A 15,728-nucleotide genomic window follows, 5' to 3' on the forward strand; every position below is an offset into this window, starting at 1 on the left:
TATGTAAATGGTGAAGTGAAGAGCCGGATGCCTTAATAGGGCAAGTCCGGTTCTGTGAGGGGTTGGAATTGCAAGGTTCCAGCCTACTCGATTTGATGACTCTTGTTGACTCCAAAGATGCTATTGAAGGGGATCGTATTCAAATTGTAATTTCAATAGATGAGAAGTAAAGAGAGAAGAGAAAGCAGGAGATGGATGCACTAACAAAAGATTATTCAAAGATGAATAGAAAATATAAAAAAACCCCTTCAATATAGATGAAGGGGTTTAAGTTATTTAAGGCTAAGATAGGTTATTGCATTGTTTTTTTATGGTATTTATGAAGAATATCAATCATCTTAAGCATAAGTCGGATGCCTTTGCTGTGGTATCGAAATTGATTTAAGTTGCCAATGAGGTAAGTGTCCATAACTGGGTGATAAAACATAAAGGAACCTACTGAACCGCAATTGCCCCATATATTATATTTAGAGGGCATGATCACGGGAATGGTCACAAAGTTCATTAGGCCATATCCATAGTCAATACCAATAGAAAATTTGCTCCAATCCTTCATTTTCTCGAAGCTTGCTTTGCTGATGATGTCGAAGTTAGTTAAAGCCTTCATGAATCTTAATAAATCCTCCGTTGGAGCAATAATTCCGCCCCCTGCATAATCGATACTAAGACTACGATAATGGATTACATTGATGTCTTTTGTATAAAGATTTGCCACTGGATAAGGACTTTTTTCTCTTGGCTCAGAATAATGGGCCAAGTAGGTATGCTTCATGTTAAGGGGATCAAAGATATATTCTGTAAGGGCTTGATGAAAGGGGAGGCCAGTAACCTTTTCAATAATTAAGCCTAGAATATGATAGCCAGTATCGGAATAATGAAAGCCTTCACCTGGTGGGAAGTGGGGTGTTAGATGTTTCTTAGACCAGAGGATTACTTCTTGTGGGGTCCAAAAATAATCGGGTTCCTCAAGAATTTGACTAATCATAGGTTTAGTATCCTTTGGTTTATCATCAAAATAGTCATGTAATCCAGATGTATGATTTAACAAGTGCTTTATTTTAATTTGATGACTATATTCTATCCCTTTGTAGACATGAAGCCCTTCTGAAATGCCTGTCTCAAGGTATTGAATAATTGAGTCTTCATAAGTAAGCTTGCCCTGTTGTTCTAATAGGGCAAGAAGGATAGCGGTAAAGAGTTTTCCAATACTGGCTATGTGATTAGGTTGCTGAGGATTTGAGGATAAACCATCAGTAGAACCCTCTGAAACATCTAAGTGAATCCCCAGTTTATCGGAGTGTACTAATAAATAAGCATTTCTAATGTTTTTATCCTTTTTGACCTTCTTTCTAAAAGCATCCTCCATTAAAGTGAGGACTTTTTCTCTATTCATACTATAAGCCTCCTTTTAAAAAATCATCTCTAGATATAATAATTCACACCATTATATACCAAATATTAACAATGTTCAATAAAAACATATTAATTTTGTGTTATATTTTTGTTTAAACATACCGCAATTTTAGTATGAACAATTCGGTAGACAGTTTTAAAACCTCCCTCATAATCATACATATTAAATAACACTTAATGATAGTTTGGACTTTTTTGCTTACATTAATGGTGTCGAAGGAGGTAAAGGCGATATGACGCAGTTCTCAGATTTAATAAAAAAAGATCGAGAAGAGAGAAGGAAGCAACGCTTTAATGGGAGTTTTTTAGATTATCTTGAAATACTGAAGGAAGATCCAGAGTTATGTATGTTGGCCCACCAAAGAATGTATGATCTTATCGTGGGCAGAGGTGTAGAGGTAATCAATACCGAAGAAAATCCTCGTCTGAGGAGAATCTATGGCAATGAAGTAATTAAAAAATATAATTTCTTTAAGGAGGACTTCTTTGGAATCGACAAAACCATTATGGATATTGTAAGATACTTCCATACTGCCGCTATGGAGGGGGAAGAATCTCGACAGGTACTATACTTAGTGGGACCTGTAGGGGCAGGTAAGTCTTCTATTATGGAAGCCTTAAAGAAATTATTGGAGTCTAGTCCACCAATCTATTCCTTAAAAGGGTGCCCTATTCGAGAGGAGCCACTTCATTTAGTACCAAAGCATCTACGGGGAGAATTTGAAAAAATGCTCAATGTAAAGATTGAAGGGGATCTTTGTCCTGTATGTCGTTATCGTCTATTGAAAGAATACAATGGAGAATATGAAAAATTCCCAGTGGAGACAGTGAACTTTAGCATACGCTCTAGAAAAGGTGTGGGGGTTGTACCTCCTGTTGACCCAAATAATCAAGATACATCTGTCCTCATAGGCTCAGTAGATATCTCAAAATTAGACCTTTACCCAGAGGATGACCCAAGGGTAATGTCTCTAAATGGAGCCTTCAACGTTGGAAATAGAGGGATTGTAGAATTTATCGAGGTCTTTAAAAATGAAGTCGAGTACCTTCATACAATGATTACAGCCACCCAAGAAAAGAGTATCCCTTCCCCAGGTAAGGGTTCTATGATCTACTTTGATGGAATTATCTTAGCCCACTCCAACGAGGGGGAATGGAATAAATTTAAGGCTGACCATACCAATGAAGCTATTTTAGATAGAATTGTTAAAATAGAAGTGCCCTATTGTACAGAGTTAAATGAAGAAGTAAAAATCTATCATAAAATCCTAAAAAGAAGTAAATTTACTCCCCATATTGCTCCCTTTACGCTACAGGTGGCATCTATGTTTGCAATTTTGACTAGATTGGCCCCTTCTAATAAAGTGGATTCAATTACAAAGCTGAAAATCTATAATGGTGAAGAAATCGTGGAAAAGGGCAGTGTGAAGAAGATTGATATCCTAGAACTGAAGGAAGAAGCTCAGAATGAAGGAATGACGGGATTTTCCACAAGATTTATTATGAAGGCTTTAGATACAGCTATGGCAGAGTCAGACCACAACTGCATCAATCCAATAGCGGTATTGGAAACCTTAGTAAAGGCCGTGAAAGAATTGGCAATAGGGGATGAGGATAAAAAGAAATATCTCAACTTCCTTCAGGATGCCATTAAAAAAGAATACCATAATGTCTTGGAAAAGGAGGTCACCAAGGCCTTTATCTATGGCTATAGGGAACAGGCTGAGGACTTATTCAACAATTACTTAGATCATGCAGAGGCATATGTCAACAAGACTAAAATCAAAGACCGTAGTACAGGGGAAGAGTTGGAACCAGACGAAAAGTTCATGAGATCCATAGAAGAGCAAATTGGTATCCCCACCAGTTCTGCAAAGGGCTTCCGCCAAGATGTTACTACCTACATGTTCTATGTAATGCGTAAGGGTGGAAAAATTGACTACTCCAGCTATGAGCCTTTGAAGGAAGCAATCGAGAAGAAGTTAACGGCATCTGTAAAGGAATTGAGCCGAATCATCACCAGAAGCAAAGTAAGGGATAATGACCAAAGGGAAAAATATAACGCTATGGTGGAGGAAATGAAGCGAAATGGATATTGTGATCATTGCTGTAATGTAATTCTTAAATATGCCGCCAATAATCTGTGGAAGGACTAGTGGGGGTGAAACTGTGGCAATTTTTCGTGAGTATGACAATAGAGGACGGGATCGAGCAGCGGAGGACCGAAGAAGACATCGGCAACTGGTGGAGGATTCCATCAAGAGAAACATCACCGATATCATTGCTGAGGAAAGTATCATAGGAGAAAACAAAAACAAAAAAATTAAGATTCCAATAAAGGGAATCAAAGAATATCAATTTGTTTACGGTAAAAACAAACCAGGGGTAGGCTCTGGGGACGGTAGTGAAAAAAGAGGAGATAAAATTAGCCAAGAGGATATGAAGGGGCAACAGGGACAGGGAAAGGATCAACCGGGAAATGCCGAAGGGGATGATGTATATGAAACAGAAGTCACCCTAGAGGAATTGATTAATTACCTTTTTGACGACCTAGACTTACCCTTCTTGGAAAGGAAAAAGTTCAATGAAATCGAGTCGGAGAAGAACTACAAAAAGCTGGGCTATCAACGGAAGGGTATCAAGCCTAGATTAGCAAAGAAGCGTTCTGTTATAGAAAAAATTAAGAGGAAAAAGGCCTATCAGCGGGGGGATCATGAAGATGTAGAAGAAAAGAGATTTCCCTTTAAGGAGGATGATCTGAGGTATTACCGACTACGACAGGATGTAAAGAAGGAGACAAATGCAGTTGTTCTATGCATCATGGATACCTCTGGTTCTATGAATATTACTAAAAAGTACTTAGCCAGAAGCTTCTATTTCCTTCTTTATCAATTCGTCAAAGCAAAATACCTCAATGTGGAGGTGGCTTTTATTGCCCACTCCACTGTGGCCAAGGAAGTAAGTGAAGATGAATTCTTCCACAAGGTTGAATCAGGGGGAACGTATATTAGTAGCGGATATGAAAAGGCTCTGGAGATTATCGAAAAAAGATATAATCCATCTGTATGGAATGTCTATGCCTTCCATTGTAGTGATGGGGATAACTGGTCGGAGGATAATACAAAGGCAGTAAAACTGGCACAGGAGCTATGTAGAAATTGCAATCTTTTTGGCTATGGGGAGATTCAGACGGGCTATTATCGTCCCGTCAGTAAAATCAGATCGGAATATATTTCAAAGATCAAAGAGGGGAATTTTGCAATTGTGACTATGACAAGGAAGGAGGATATTGTTCCTGCCCTGAAAAAGCTGTTGGATAAGGAAAGAGGGCCAGTGGAATAATCACTTTGTCTATGGATTATACAGTAAAGCAATTGGAAACATGGAATAGCAAGATAGAAGAGATTGTCAAGGCAGAGGGGCTGGACTGCTATCCTCAAGAGTTTGAGATTTGTAGCTATGAGGATATGCTTTGCTACGAGTCCTATAGTGGGATGCCCTCCCACTATCCCCATTGGAGCTATGGAAAGGCTTACGAGCGGAGTAAAACCCTTTATTCCTACAACCTAAAAGGGTTGGCATATGAGATGGTGATTAACTCTGACCCTTGTCTAGCCTATCTCATGAGGGAAAACACCCTCCTACTACAGATTTTAACAATTGCCCATGTCTACGGGCACAATGATTTCTTTAAGAATAATCGTTTATTTGCAGAGGGAACTCGAGCAGAATATACTTTGGAAATGTTCAAAAATCATGCTAATAGAATACGAAACTATATTCAAGATCCCAGTATCGGCTATGAAGGGGTGGAGAGGATTTTAAATGCAGCCCATTCTATTAGATTCCAGACCTCAAGGGTGGTGGGGGTTAAAAAAGCATCAGAAGAGGAACGGAAGAAAAAGCTTTTAGACGAGTATTATGCTGCCTCAAAGCTCACCAGTATCTTGGAGGAAAAGAAGGAAATACCTTTCCCTGATTTAAATAAAATCCCCTTAGAGCCAACGGAGGATGTCATGGGATTTATCATTGACCATGGGGATTTGGAGGAATGGGAAAAGGAAATCATGAGGATTGTGAAGGAGGAAACCCAATACTTCATCCCTCAAATTGAAACGAAGGTAATGAATGAGGGCTGGGCAAGTTATTGGCACTATAAAATATTGAAGCAGTTGGATCTACCTCAAGCCCTCCATATAGAGTTCCTAGGTAGACACAATCAAGTGATAAGACCCTTCTTGGGGGGCATCAATCCCTACTATGTGGGATATATGATTTTCAATGATATAGAGAAAAAATATGGCAAGGAGAAAATTTTTGAGGTAAGACAAACAGAGCGGGATCAATCCTTTATCAGAAGATATTTGACTGAAGAGCTTTGTGAAGAAATGAACCTCTTCCAGTATGATAAAAAGAGTCGAGACTATGAAATTACAGAAGTCGCCGATGAAAGTGGATGGAGGGAAATCCGAAATACCGTTGCCCTACAGGTGGGAATGGGGGGAATCCCCTATATCAAGGTGGAGGAACTAAATCAAAAGGATGGATCTTTATTGTTAGCCCATGAGTTTGATGGTCGAGAGCTGGAACTATCCTATGCCTATGAAACCTTGAAGCACGTGAGGGAGCTATGGGGAAAGAAGGTTGCTTTGAGAACCCAGATCGGCAAGGTGGTAAAGACGATTGTTTGTGATGAGAATAAGAAGATTTCTATTTTGGGGTAAGGATGAAGAAGATGTTCTTTCCTCTCTATGAAGGCTGGTGAAATCGGTGAGCAATTGGTGTTGTACCTCCTAAGAGGTGTTATTATTCTGTGGAGTAGTGAGATTGAATTGGATGATTAATCTATGTGAAAACAATAGGAAGATAGAAAATGAACAAGGCTATGCCTTGTTCATTTTTTAAAGGACTTTAAAGTATTTTGTGGAATAATCAAGGAGGAGACAAAATATATAGCAAAAGGATTCTACCAGACTAACCAACCCTACTGTAATAAGTGTGATTTCAACAAAAGCTTTAAATATATACGGAGGTAGATAAATATGAAAAAACTTTCCAACATTTTCGAATACAACTCACCAGTAGTACTAACATTCTCCCTACTGGCAGCACTGGTTTTCATTTTGGACAAGATTATTCCGATTGGATTGATACACAATTTCTTTGTGTATTTTGGTGGGACTAGTTCATTAGATTTTGTTCGCTTATTCTTATGGCCACTGGGGCATGGCTCTACAGACCATCTTTTAGGCAATATGACGTTGATATTATTGATTGGACCCATGATTGAGGAAAAATACTCATCAAAGATTTTGCTTATGTTGATGGTAGTGACTACCCTTGTGATTGGCGTTATTCAAGCACTGTTTGTAAGTGGGGGAATTTTGGGGGCCAGTGGTATTGTTTTTATGATGATTATACTTACTTCATTTACAAATATGAAGGAGGGAAAGATTCCCCTCACTTTTGTTGCAATTGCCTTTTTATTCTTAGGTAAAGAGATTTATAACGGATTGTTTTTGAACAACAATGTCTCGGAAATGGGACATATTTTGGGTGCACTGGTTGGGATTAGTTTTGTTTTGATAGACAAAAAGCTTGATCGAAGTATCGGAATGTAACGGTTTAATATTGAAATTTATGTAGATTTTACTTAGTGTTTTTACTATTTTGCAGACATACCTAGAATGGATTTTTATTCTAGATAAAATATAAGTTACTAGGTGAAGAAAAAATGACTCTGAGAAAAATCCCTCAATTTCCCATTTAGGATTAAGCACTAGCTATCATATATCTCCAAATAGGTATTGGAGTTAATCATATGGCTACAGACTTTTCATGAAATCAATTCACTTAGCAACTTATATTAGATTAGAGTTCTCCCATTAATTTAGCAATTTCTTTGATACATAAATCAATATCCTCGTATGTCGTTCTAAATGAGCATACACTAATACGGATAATATCCTGACCTTTCCATTTGGCCCCACCAAGCCACAAGACTCCAGATTGTTGTATTGCTTCGATAAGAGCATTTGTTTTTTCATCCGTATCATATCTTGCAATAACTTGATTAAAACAAATATCGTTCAAGATTTGAAGACCAAGTTTATTTAGTTCATCTGCGAAGTAGACAGCCTTAGAGTGCATTTCATAGATCATATCTGCAACTCCTTGTTGACCCAAGCCCTTCAAAGTTGACCATAAATCTATCGCACGAGCTCGCCTAGACATTTCTGGCGTGAACATCATGCCATCACGATCTTTACTTGTAATAATATAGGATCCTGTCATTTGCATTGAGTCGATAAGTGATTGGCTGTGTTTGCAGATAATGATTCCGTTGTCATAAGGAGCGTTAAGCGTTTTATGTCCGTCTACAGACCAAGAATCTGCTAAATCTAGACCCTTCGTTAATTCATCGAATCTATTATCAGACCTAGCCCAAAGACCAAAAGCGCCATCTACGTGAACCCAAGCATTTGCTTCTTGAGCCTTCTTACATATTTCATTGAAGGGATCAAATGCTCCAGAGCTTACATGTCCTGCTTGAGCAATGACTAGTGTCAAATCATCCAATTCGGGCATTTCACTTGCAATCATTCTGCCTTGATTATCAACTGGAACTTTTATGACATTTTCTGATCCTAGCCCAGCCATGGCCAGTGCCTTATAAATTGTCGAGTGTGCATCTGCACCTAGTACAACCTTAATTTGGGGAGCATTAGTTAAACCATGTTTTATTGAATCGTAACCCTTATTTAAGAGTAAATGATTTCTTCCTGTACAAATTCCTACAAAAGAGGCTGTTGAACTACCACTTACATAACCAACAGAGCATTTATTTGGTAACCTTAGGATATCAACAATCCATTTTTCAACAACGGATTCTATTTTGGATGCTATAGGAGATAATACAAACATTGCTGGGTTTTGATCCCAAGCGTCTGCCAGCCATTTGCTAGGTAAGGAAGAGGGCATAATAGCGCCACAAACAAATCCAAAATAACGTCCACCAGTTTGTGCAACCGTGGCAGGAGTTCCATATCTATGCAACATTTCTAATATCTCATCAGGTTTTTGCGGTTTGTGATTTAATTCTTCATCAAAAACTTTGAGATTGGCAATATCCTCTTCATGTGGATATACATGTCTGTCTCCTATGCTTGAAATATACTCCCAAGCGTATTGTTTCGCTTTATCTAAGGTATCATTGATAGTTTGAGATCTAATTTGATCCATAATCTCACTTGTAAAATAATCCTTCATAATCCCACTCCTTTTTTTAGTATATATTTATGATATTATAAACATACAAACCATACAATATCAGGATTGTATGGCGTACAATTCTAATATTTTTTGGAGGACAAAATGATTGAATATTTAGGACATAAAATTGAATGGGTGCCTACACTAAGAAACAGTAAAAAAGCAATATATCTTCAAATAGCAGAAAGTATTGAAGAGGATATTCGTTCCGGAAAATTACCTACAGGATATAAACTTCCACCTCAAAGACTAATTGCCAATTACTTAAATATAAATCATAGCACTGTAACAAAGGCATATAAATACTGTGAAGCTAAAGGGATTATACATGGCGTTATGGGCAAAGGGACTTTTGTTAGTAATACATTTGGTATACCTGAAACAGTACTATCTGAATCAAAAGGTAAAACTATTGAAATGGGTTTACTTCAACCACTGTATGAAACTAATGATCTGCTGGCTAGTATGATAGAAGAGCTTTCACCATTTTTTGACAAAGAGGTTATGTATAAATATTCAGATGCATCTGGTAATAGCAAACATAAGCATATCGCTTCCAAGTGGCTTAAAAAGTTGAATATCTATTCAGATCCAGACAGGATGATTATCACATCAGGAGCACAAAATGCCTTATTTACTATACTCATGACGGATTTTAACAATGGTGACAAAATTGCTGTTGATGAGCTTACTTATACTGGCATTAGAAATTCTGCAATTCAACTTGGTATAGATTTAATACCAATTGAGGGTGATGATGATGGTATGTTACCGCTAACGCTAGAAAAAGCGATTATTAAGTACAATATTAAAGGAATATACGTTATACCTGATTGCCACAATCCTACAACAAATATTATGAGTATGAATCGGCGTAATGGGCTGGCACATCTCATTCAAAAATATAATCTAATTGCAATTGAAGATAGTGTGTTCAGATTTACAACTAATTTAAGTCTTCCTACGATTTATTCTCTTGTACCTAAAAATTGCTATCATATTGCAAGTATTTCAAAGATGATAAATCCAGGCTTTAGGATCGCATATTTACTACTTCCTGAAATAGCTAATTACAAGAGACTTGTGCATAGTCTTCACAATTTGCTCTTTATGCCTTCATCAATAACTGCTGAAATAGTGTCATGCTTACAATCATCGCATAAATTAGATGAACTTTTGGAAATAAGAAGAAAGTTGTTAATAAATAAAAATAAGATATTTGATAAAGTCTTTCAACTAGATGTAAGCAAAGATAGCAGTATGAGTCTATTTCGATTTATTACCATACCTCAAAAACTGACAAAAAACATTGATATAGAAAAAGAATTTTTAAAGTTCGGCATCCAAATCTACTCGGCTGATCGTTTTCGAATTTTAGGAGATAGAGGAATTACAGGAATCAGGGTATCAATTTCTTCATCTGAATCTGATAAAACGCTAGAAGAAGAATTGCTTCAGGTTAAAAGGGTTATTTTGTTATAATTATGGCATAACCCCCATATGGGGATAACGAGGTGATATGGGATGAATATAGTTAAAATTGGAGATTTAGACAATTTGAAGGAAGAAACACCTACTTACGTTTTCAATCAGCTTCAAGAACGAGTTAAGGATATTATGGAGTTACCAGATGAGGTATTAAGCGTATTACAAAATGAATCAAAGGTAATTCTGGATATTGGACCTGGGGAAGGTGTAAGCAGTATAGCACTTGCATCTATTTGCCCAAAGGCAAAAGTGATTGGTATTGAAATGGACAGGAAGCATTTAGTTGCAGCATGGCCACTGTGCAAGAGGCATTTGAAATTAGAGTTGTTTTGGGGTGCTCTCTATGGTACTGATTCGGTAAAAAGGGTGGATCGTGATATTAGTGTACCACGTTTACATGAGAGTGAACTGCCTAAAATATCTACGCTTTTTACATGGACAGGCATGTCGAGAACAGACATTTACGAACTGATGGAAGAGTAGCAGATTTGGTAGAGGATCAATGTATTTTTATTACTCCTAGGATTTGGCGTGAAGGAGCATTATCTGATGCCAAAGCATGGGAAGCTATAAGCCGTCTTGCTGAAAGAAATGGTATTAGATTGGAACCATGGAAAAGTTGCGACCTGATTTCAGGTTTCAAAGAAATGACAGTTTATCCACTAAATAAATCTCTAAAGGCGAGGGGGTGGCTCTTATGGTTAAGTGGAGTTTTTAATTCCGCACCAATTAGCTTTTGGGATACACTTACAGACAGATGGAAAGAGTCTCCTTATTTTCAGTTACCTGAGATCGAATTTGAACTTGAGATTGTGGTGGCGAAAAAATGACGAACATCTAGATTAAATTCGTTTATCAATTATAATGGATAGTCCTTAAGCAAAATAAAATCAATCTAAGATGAGTAGAACTCCTACTCATTTTTTTTTCTATTAAATATAAGCTGTCAATTGATCCAATCTAAATTTTTAGAGCCAATCATTGAAATTGTTTTAATTTTAAGAAAGAATAGAATTCTTTAGTTGTATTTCCCTTACGAATAACATACAATAAAAACATCCCCCTAGGGGGGATATTTTCGCTAAGGGGGAGAACAAATGCTACAACAAAACACAATAGCAAAGAGTTTTAAAAAAAACTGGGGTATCGAAACGATCATGCTACTGGCCATCCCAGCAATGATTGAAAACATCCTGCAAGTATTCATAGGAGTAGTGGATACATATTTCGTAGGAAAACTAGGAACAGAAGCCATTGCAGGGGTTGGGATTACAAATTTAACAATGAACGTCTATATTTCATTTTTCTTAGCCTTAGGAATAGGAACAACTGCCATCGTATCAAGATATATAGGGGCTAAGGATCATGAAAAGGCAAATCATGCAGTGAAGCAATCTTTAATCATGAGTATAATCATTGGTTTAGTGTTTGGAGGGATCAACCTGATCTTTTCAAAGAGGCTACTCCTTATTCTAGGAGCAGAAGAAAGTGTCCTAGAGTATGCCCTACCATATTTTATATGCGTAGCTGTACCAGCTGTATTTATTTGTATCAACATGGTTTTGTCCAGTGCTTTAAGGGGGGCAGGGGATACCAAGACACCTATGAAAATAGCGATTGTAGCAAATGTTGTAAATGCAGTATTGGACTACATATTGATTTTTGGAATTTTTAATTTCAATGGATTTGGAATTTTAGGAGCAGGTTTAGCAACTACATTTTCCAGAGTTCTAAGTGTAGTATTACTAATGATAAAAATTAATGCTAAAGAAGCAAAAATAAATATTTATTTCTCTAAACAATGGAAAATTGATATAATAATGTTAAAGTCGATTACTAAAATTAGTATACCTGCGGCAGTTGAAAAATTGATTATGAGGTCTGGACAGTTGCTCTATGGTGGCATGATTGTCAAAATTGGAACTGGAGCATATGCCGCCCACAATATCGCAGGGACAATCGAAACCTTTTCTTACCTACCAGGTATGGGCTTTGGAGTAGCTGCTGCCACCTTAGTAGGTCAGAGCTTAGGTGGAAAGAAAAAGGATGAGGCACAAAGCTATGGTCTAATGTCATATTTCTTAGCCACTGGTTTTATGGTGATTGTCGGGATTATATTTTATATATTTGCTCCATTTCTTGCTGGACTATTTACAGAAGATGAAGCTGTCATTGGTCAGGTTGTTCAAGTATTAAGACTTATTGCTTTATTTCAACCTTTTCTATGTGTGACCCTTGTAATCACATCAGCATTACAAGGAGCAGGAGATACAAGGTTTCCCATGTACTCTTCCTTTATTGGAATCTGGGGGATACGGGTACTGGGAGTATATATTTTATGCATGAAATTAGGATTTGGATTAATAGGTGTATGGATTGCCTATGTTATTGATATAATTGTCAGAGGAGTTATCTTAATGAATCGTTATCTAAAAGGAAAATGGAAGGAAATCAAATTTTCTTAACTAACTGAAAAGGAGAGTTTAGCTAATGAAATCCCATAAGCACCCTCAGCAAAAACAAGTAATCAATCGAATGGCTCGAATCGTTGGCCATGCTGAAGCAATAAAAAAGATGTGTGAAGAAGAAAAAGAGTGTAGTGAAATATTAATACAGATAGCAGCTGTAAAATCAGCCTTAAATAATGTTGGGAAGTTGATTTTGAAAAATCATATCAATCACTGTATCGTAGAAGCAGTGGAAGCCCGAGATGAAACTGCCTTAGAAAAATTAGAAGAAGCCATCGATAAATTTATGAAGTGATTCTTAGAAATTTTAAAATCTAAAGGAATGCTGGACTATTTAAGTTGTTTATCAATTATTAATAGCATTACTGGAGGGAATATATGATACCTCTTTTTTAAGACTACTTTTTTTTACAAACAACCAACCCGTGGTTACTTGAACCTAAGATGCTCTTTTCTCTGCAGGTTTTAAGCTGGTACTCAATCCATTTTTGATATTCTGCTTCTTCCATTTCATCAATGGTATTTCTTAATAAGGGACTCAACCCATCTGTAGCAACATGGTCAATGATTTCAACATTAAAATTCTTTAAGAAATCCTCCATATCATCAGGTGTAGTAAAGAATGCATCCGTCCAAAAACAATCTGAATCGCCATCTCTTATTACCCCTTCATCTATAACTTTATGAATCATACTGTCGGTCAAGGGTAATCTATTAGAACTCGATAGAAGGTGGGGAAGGATATAGTGTTTATTAATATAGGCAATAGCCAGTATTCCACCCTTCTTCAATACTCTTAGACACTCGTCAATACATTTCCTTCGATCATGGGCCTCTACCAGATGATAAATTGGGCCAAAACATAAAACTGTGTCAAATTCCTCTTCCTTAACAATATTTAAATCTATAGCATTGTTTACCTCGGTTTGTATATTAAGATCTTTAATACTACTATGTAATTTATCTCTTATAATTTGTATATGCTTAGGAGTAAGATCCATAGCAAACACATCATGACCTTTTTCAGCATAATGAAAAGAATATATCCCTGTACCTGCTGCCACATCTAAAATACGATCATTTTTGGTTATATAGTTGTCTAAAATTCTAGAAGATATAATAAATTCAATTTTTCGAGCACTATTAGTGGATAACCTTTCACATTCATTGTATTTTTCATAATGATTAACGACTGAATTCATTAAAATGCCCCCTCGACTTAGATTGTCATAACGAAAAAAGTAAAAATATGTTATAGTAATATTATACAGTTTTTTTGATAATAAACAAGATCGCACTTTTATGTATACTACTAACAATTAGGTTAGTATAGAAGGAGGGAAATACTTGGCTACTAAATTCAATTGTCCCATTAGATATGCATTAGATATAATTGGGGGTAGATGGAAAATTATAATCCTATGGAATATTAATAAATACAAGATCATCAGGTATGGAGAAATAAAGAAAAGAATTCCAGAGATTAGCCATAAGGTTCTAAGTCAACAGCTCAAAGAATTAGAAAGTGATGGTATTGTTTATAGAAATGAGTATTATGAAATACCTCCAAAGGTTGAATATTCCCTTACCGACAAGGGACATTCCTTGATTCCTATAGTTGAAATAATTAATGAATGGGGACAAAAAAATATGTCTTGTTAAGCCAACATAATAACCAAATGACAGTTAGACGGTAATCAGCCCTCTAACTGTTTTATATTTCGACTTTTAGTAGTCATATTATGGGTTAAACAAATAAATCCAAGCATACCCACATATATTTAATTACTAGTAGTTAAATATGAAAGGGGATGATGGAATGGATAAAATTTTAGTGTTATGGTGTATTTGTATTATTATATTGGGGCGAATAAACAAAAAGTCGAACATCCTACGGGGAGGCTTCTATGCTGTATTATTACTGCTTCCTTTAGCCTTAGGTTTTAGAATAAGTATAGACATCAATAAAACAGTACTGATTTATAGTATAATCGGAGCATTCGGTGGATTAGTTCTTTTACTACCTAAATTTAAGATGTGGTATTTGGTACTTAGTTATGATTTGATTGGAATTAAGAGTAGAAAACCAAACCTTGAATATATTAGTAAAGCAGTATTGATTATATTAGGAGCCATTATTGAAGAATTCTTTTACAGAGGATATATCATAAGCAACCTTGGTGATAGTAATATATTACCAATTGTCTTTTTTAGTACCTTCATGTTTGTACTACATCCAGTTAACCCCAATAGAACTAGAAACTCAGCTAAAAAAGATAAGGAAATACAAATCATATTTGGTGCATTTTCTAGTATCATCTGCATACTGTCGGGTTCAATCATACCATCCATCATAGCCCACATAGCATATGTTTCTCCAGAGATTGCTCTACACATCAGGAGTTATATTTATTGGAGCTTTAAACAATCAAATAAATCTTAAAATAACATGAAATACACGTATGTTACCATTAATTGGAATAGTGGTTCTTTGAGGATATTAACCCTTTGCCGTGATGTTGGGGGATGATATTGTGGATGGCGAACCCCCTTGTCTTCAACAAATGATGGAAATGTACAATCAATACAAGGTGAGTATTCTTGGGGTACAGGAAATCCCAAGGGAGGATGTCAATAAATACGGAATCGTAAAGGGGAAGTTCATTGAAGACAGGATTTACAAAGTTAAAGATCTAGTAGAAAAACCTTCAATAGAAGAAGCCCCCTCCAATATCGCTATATTAGGGAGGTACATTATCACCCCTGAAATATTTCAAATATTAGAGCATACCCAACCGGGAAAGGGCGGAGAAATACAGTTGACGGATGCCCTAAAGGATTTGGCAAAGATGGAATCCATGTATGCCTACAATTTTAAAGGAAAGCGGTATGATGTGGGGGATAAGCAAGGGTTTTTAGAAGCCACTATTGAGTTTGCCTTGAGACGACAGGACCTAAGGGAAGAATTTTTACAGTATCTATTAGAAGTAACCAATAGGGAAACAGAAGATATTACCTTAGAAAAAGTGGCTGTAACCCGTTAAGTAGCATGGCGTTTTTATAACCCACTGCCAAAGTGATATCGCT

General features: G+C 36.5%; 14 protein-coding genes and 1 pseudogene. 12 read left to right on the forward strand and 3 right to left on the reverse strand.

Translation table 11 applies throughout. The annotated features are described in order from the left end of the window. Positions 1 to 292 precede the first annotated feature (292 nt). Complete coding sequence (locus JOC73_RS11880; RefSeq protein WP_243427961.1) at positions 293 to 1,393, reverse strand: serine hydrolase domain-containing protein; 1,101 nt, start codon at positions 1,391 to 1,393, stop codon at positions 293 to 295. Positions 1,394 to 1,646: 253 nt separating this feature from the next. On the opposite strand from JOC73_RS11880, the gene JOC73_RS11885 reads away from it, so the two are divergent. From JOC73_RS11885 to JOC73_RS11900, 4 genes are all read left to right on the forward strand, one after another. Continuing rightward, positions 1,647 to 3,569, forward strand: a complete 1,923-nt coding sequence (locus JOC73_RS11885) for a PrkA family serine protein kinase (protein ID WP_204403513.1) — start codon at positions 1,647 to 1,649, stop codon at positions 3,567 to 3,569. A 13-nt stretch (positions 3,570 to 3,582) separates the two neighbouring features. Further along, positions 3,583 to 4,755 (forward strand): sporulation protein YhbH, encoded by a 1,173-nt coding sequence (gene yhbH, locus JOC73_RS11890; RefSeq protein ID WP_204403515.1) that lies wholly within the window; start codon positions 3,583 to 3,585, stop codon positions 4,753 to 4,755. 11 nt (positions 4,756 to 4,766) lie between these two features. Continuing rightward, positions 4,767 to 6,137, forward strand: coding sequence for a SpoVR family protein (locus tag JOC73_RS11895; protein ID WP_204403517.1), 1,371 nt, complete (start codon positions 4,767 to 4,769; stop codon positions 6,135 to 6,137). A gap of 318 nt (positions 6,138 to 6,455) precedes the next feature. After that, on the forward strand, positions 6,456 to 7,034 hold the full coding sequence (locus JOC73_RS11900; RefSeq protein ID WP_204403519.1) for a rhomboid family intramembrane serine protease: 579 nt from the start codon (positions 6,456 to 6,458) through the stop codon (positions 7,032 to 7,034). A 250-nt stretch (positions 7,035 to 7,284) separates the two neighbouring features. On the opposite strand, the gene JOC73_RS11905 is transcribed toward JOC73_RS11900, so the two are convergent. Continuing rightward, positions 7,285 to 8,682, reverse strand: coding sequence for a pyridoxal phosphate-dependent decarboxylase family protein (locus JOC73_RS11905; RefSeq protein ID WP_204403522.1), 1,398 nt, complete (start codon positions 8,680 to 8,682; stop codon positions 7,285 to 7,287). 105 nt (positions 8,683 to 8,787) lie between these two features. Here JOC73_RS11905 and JOC73_RS11910 point away from each other — a divergent pair, with 105 nt between their 5' ends. From JOC73_RS11910 to JOC73_RS11930, 5 genes are all read left to right on the forward strand, one after another. Continuing rightward, positions 8,788 to 10,167, forward strand: coding sequence for an aminotransferase-like domain-containing protein (locus JOC73_RS11910; RefSeq protein ID WP_204403524.1), 1,380 nt, complete (start codon positions 8,788 to 8,790; stop codon positions 10,165 to 10,167). 42 nt (positions 10,168 to 10,209) lie between these two features. Next, on the forward strand, positions 10,210 to 10,656 hold the full coding sequence (locus tag JOC73_RS11915; RefSeq protein ID WP_204403526.1) for a class I SAM-dependent methyltransferase: 447 nt from the start codon (positions 10,210 to 10,212) through the stop codon (positions 10,654 to 10,656). Positions 10,657 to 10,661: 5 nt separating this feature from the next. Continuing rightward, complete coding sequence (locus tag JOC73_RS11920) at positions 10,662 to 11,003, forward strand: hypothetical protein (RefSeq protein WP_204403528.1); 342 nt, start codon at positions 10,662 to 10,664, stop codon at positions 11,001 to 11,003. A 267-nt stretch (positions 11,004 to 11,270) separates the two neighbouring features. Continuing rightward, positions 11,271 to 12,638 (forward strand): MATE family efflux transporter, encoded by a 1,368-nt coding sequence (locus JOC73_RS11925; RefSeq protein WP_243427962.1) that lies wholly within the window; start codon positions 11,271 to 11,273, stop codon positions 12,636 to 12,638. 25 nt (positions 12,639 to 12,663) lie between these two features. Beyond that, positions 12,664 to 12,936 carry a metal-sensing transcriptional repressor gene (locus JOC73_RS11930; RefSeq protein WP_204403530.1) on the forward strand — a complete coding sequence of 91 codons (273 nt, stop codon included), beginning with the start codon at positions 12,664 to 12,666 and terminating at the stop codon, positions 12,934 to 12,936. Between the two features lie 103 nt (positions 12,937 to 13,039). Here the strand turns inward: JOC73_RS11930 and JOC73_RS11935 are convergent, their stop codons facing one another. Continuing rightward, on the reverse strand, positions 13,040 to 13,843 hold the full coding sequence (locus JOC73_RS11935) for a class I SAM-dependent methyltransferase (protein WP_204403532.1): 804 nt from the start codon (positions 13,841 to 13,843) through the stop codon (positions 13,040 to 13,042). Positions 13,844 to 13,988: 145 nt separating this feature from the next. On the opposite strand from JOC73_RS11935, the gene JOC73_RS11940 reads away from it, so the two are divergent. The 3 genes and pseudogenes from JOC73_RS11940 to JOC73_RS11950 all read left to right on the forward strand — a co-directional run. After that, positions 13,989 to 14,303, forward strand: coding sequence for a winged helix-turn-helix transcriptional regulator (locus tag JOC73_RS11940; RefSeq protein WP_204403534.1), 315 nt, complete (start codon positions 13,989 to 13,991; stop codon positions 14,301 to 14,303). A 157-nt stretch (positions 14,304 to 14,460) separates the two neighbouring features. Continuing rightward, a complete protein-coding gene (locus tag JOC73_RS11945) occupies positions 14,461 to 15,084 on the forward strand; it encodes a CPBP family intramembrane glutamic endopeptidase (RefSeq protein WP_204403536.1) in 624 nt (207 codons plus the stop codon). A gap of 61 nt (positions 15,085 to 15,145) precedes the next feature. Next, a pseudogene (locus JOC73_RS11950) lies at positions 15,146 to 15,685 on the forward strand (UTP--glucose-1-phosphate uridylyltransferase); the annotation flags it as partial. Positions 15,686 to 15,728 lie beyond the last annotated feature (43 nt).

The sequence above is a fragment of the Alkaliphilus hydrothermalis genome, assembly GCF_016908555.1.
GTDB classification, from domain to species: domain Bacteria; phylum Bacillota; class Clostridia; order Peptostreptococcales; family Natronincolaceae; genus Alkaliphilus; species Alkaliphilus hydrothermalis.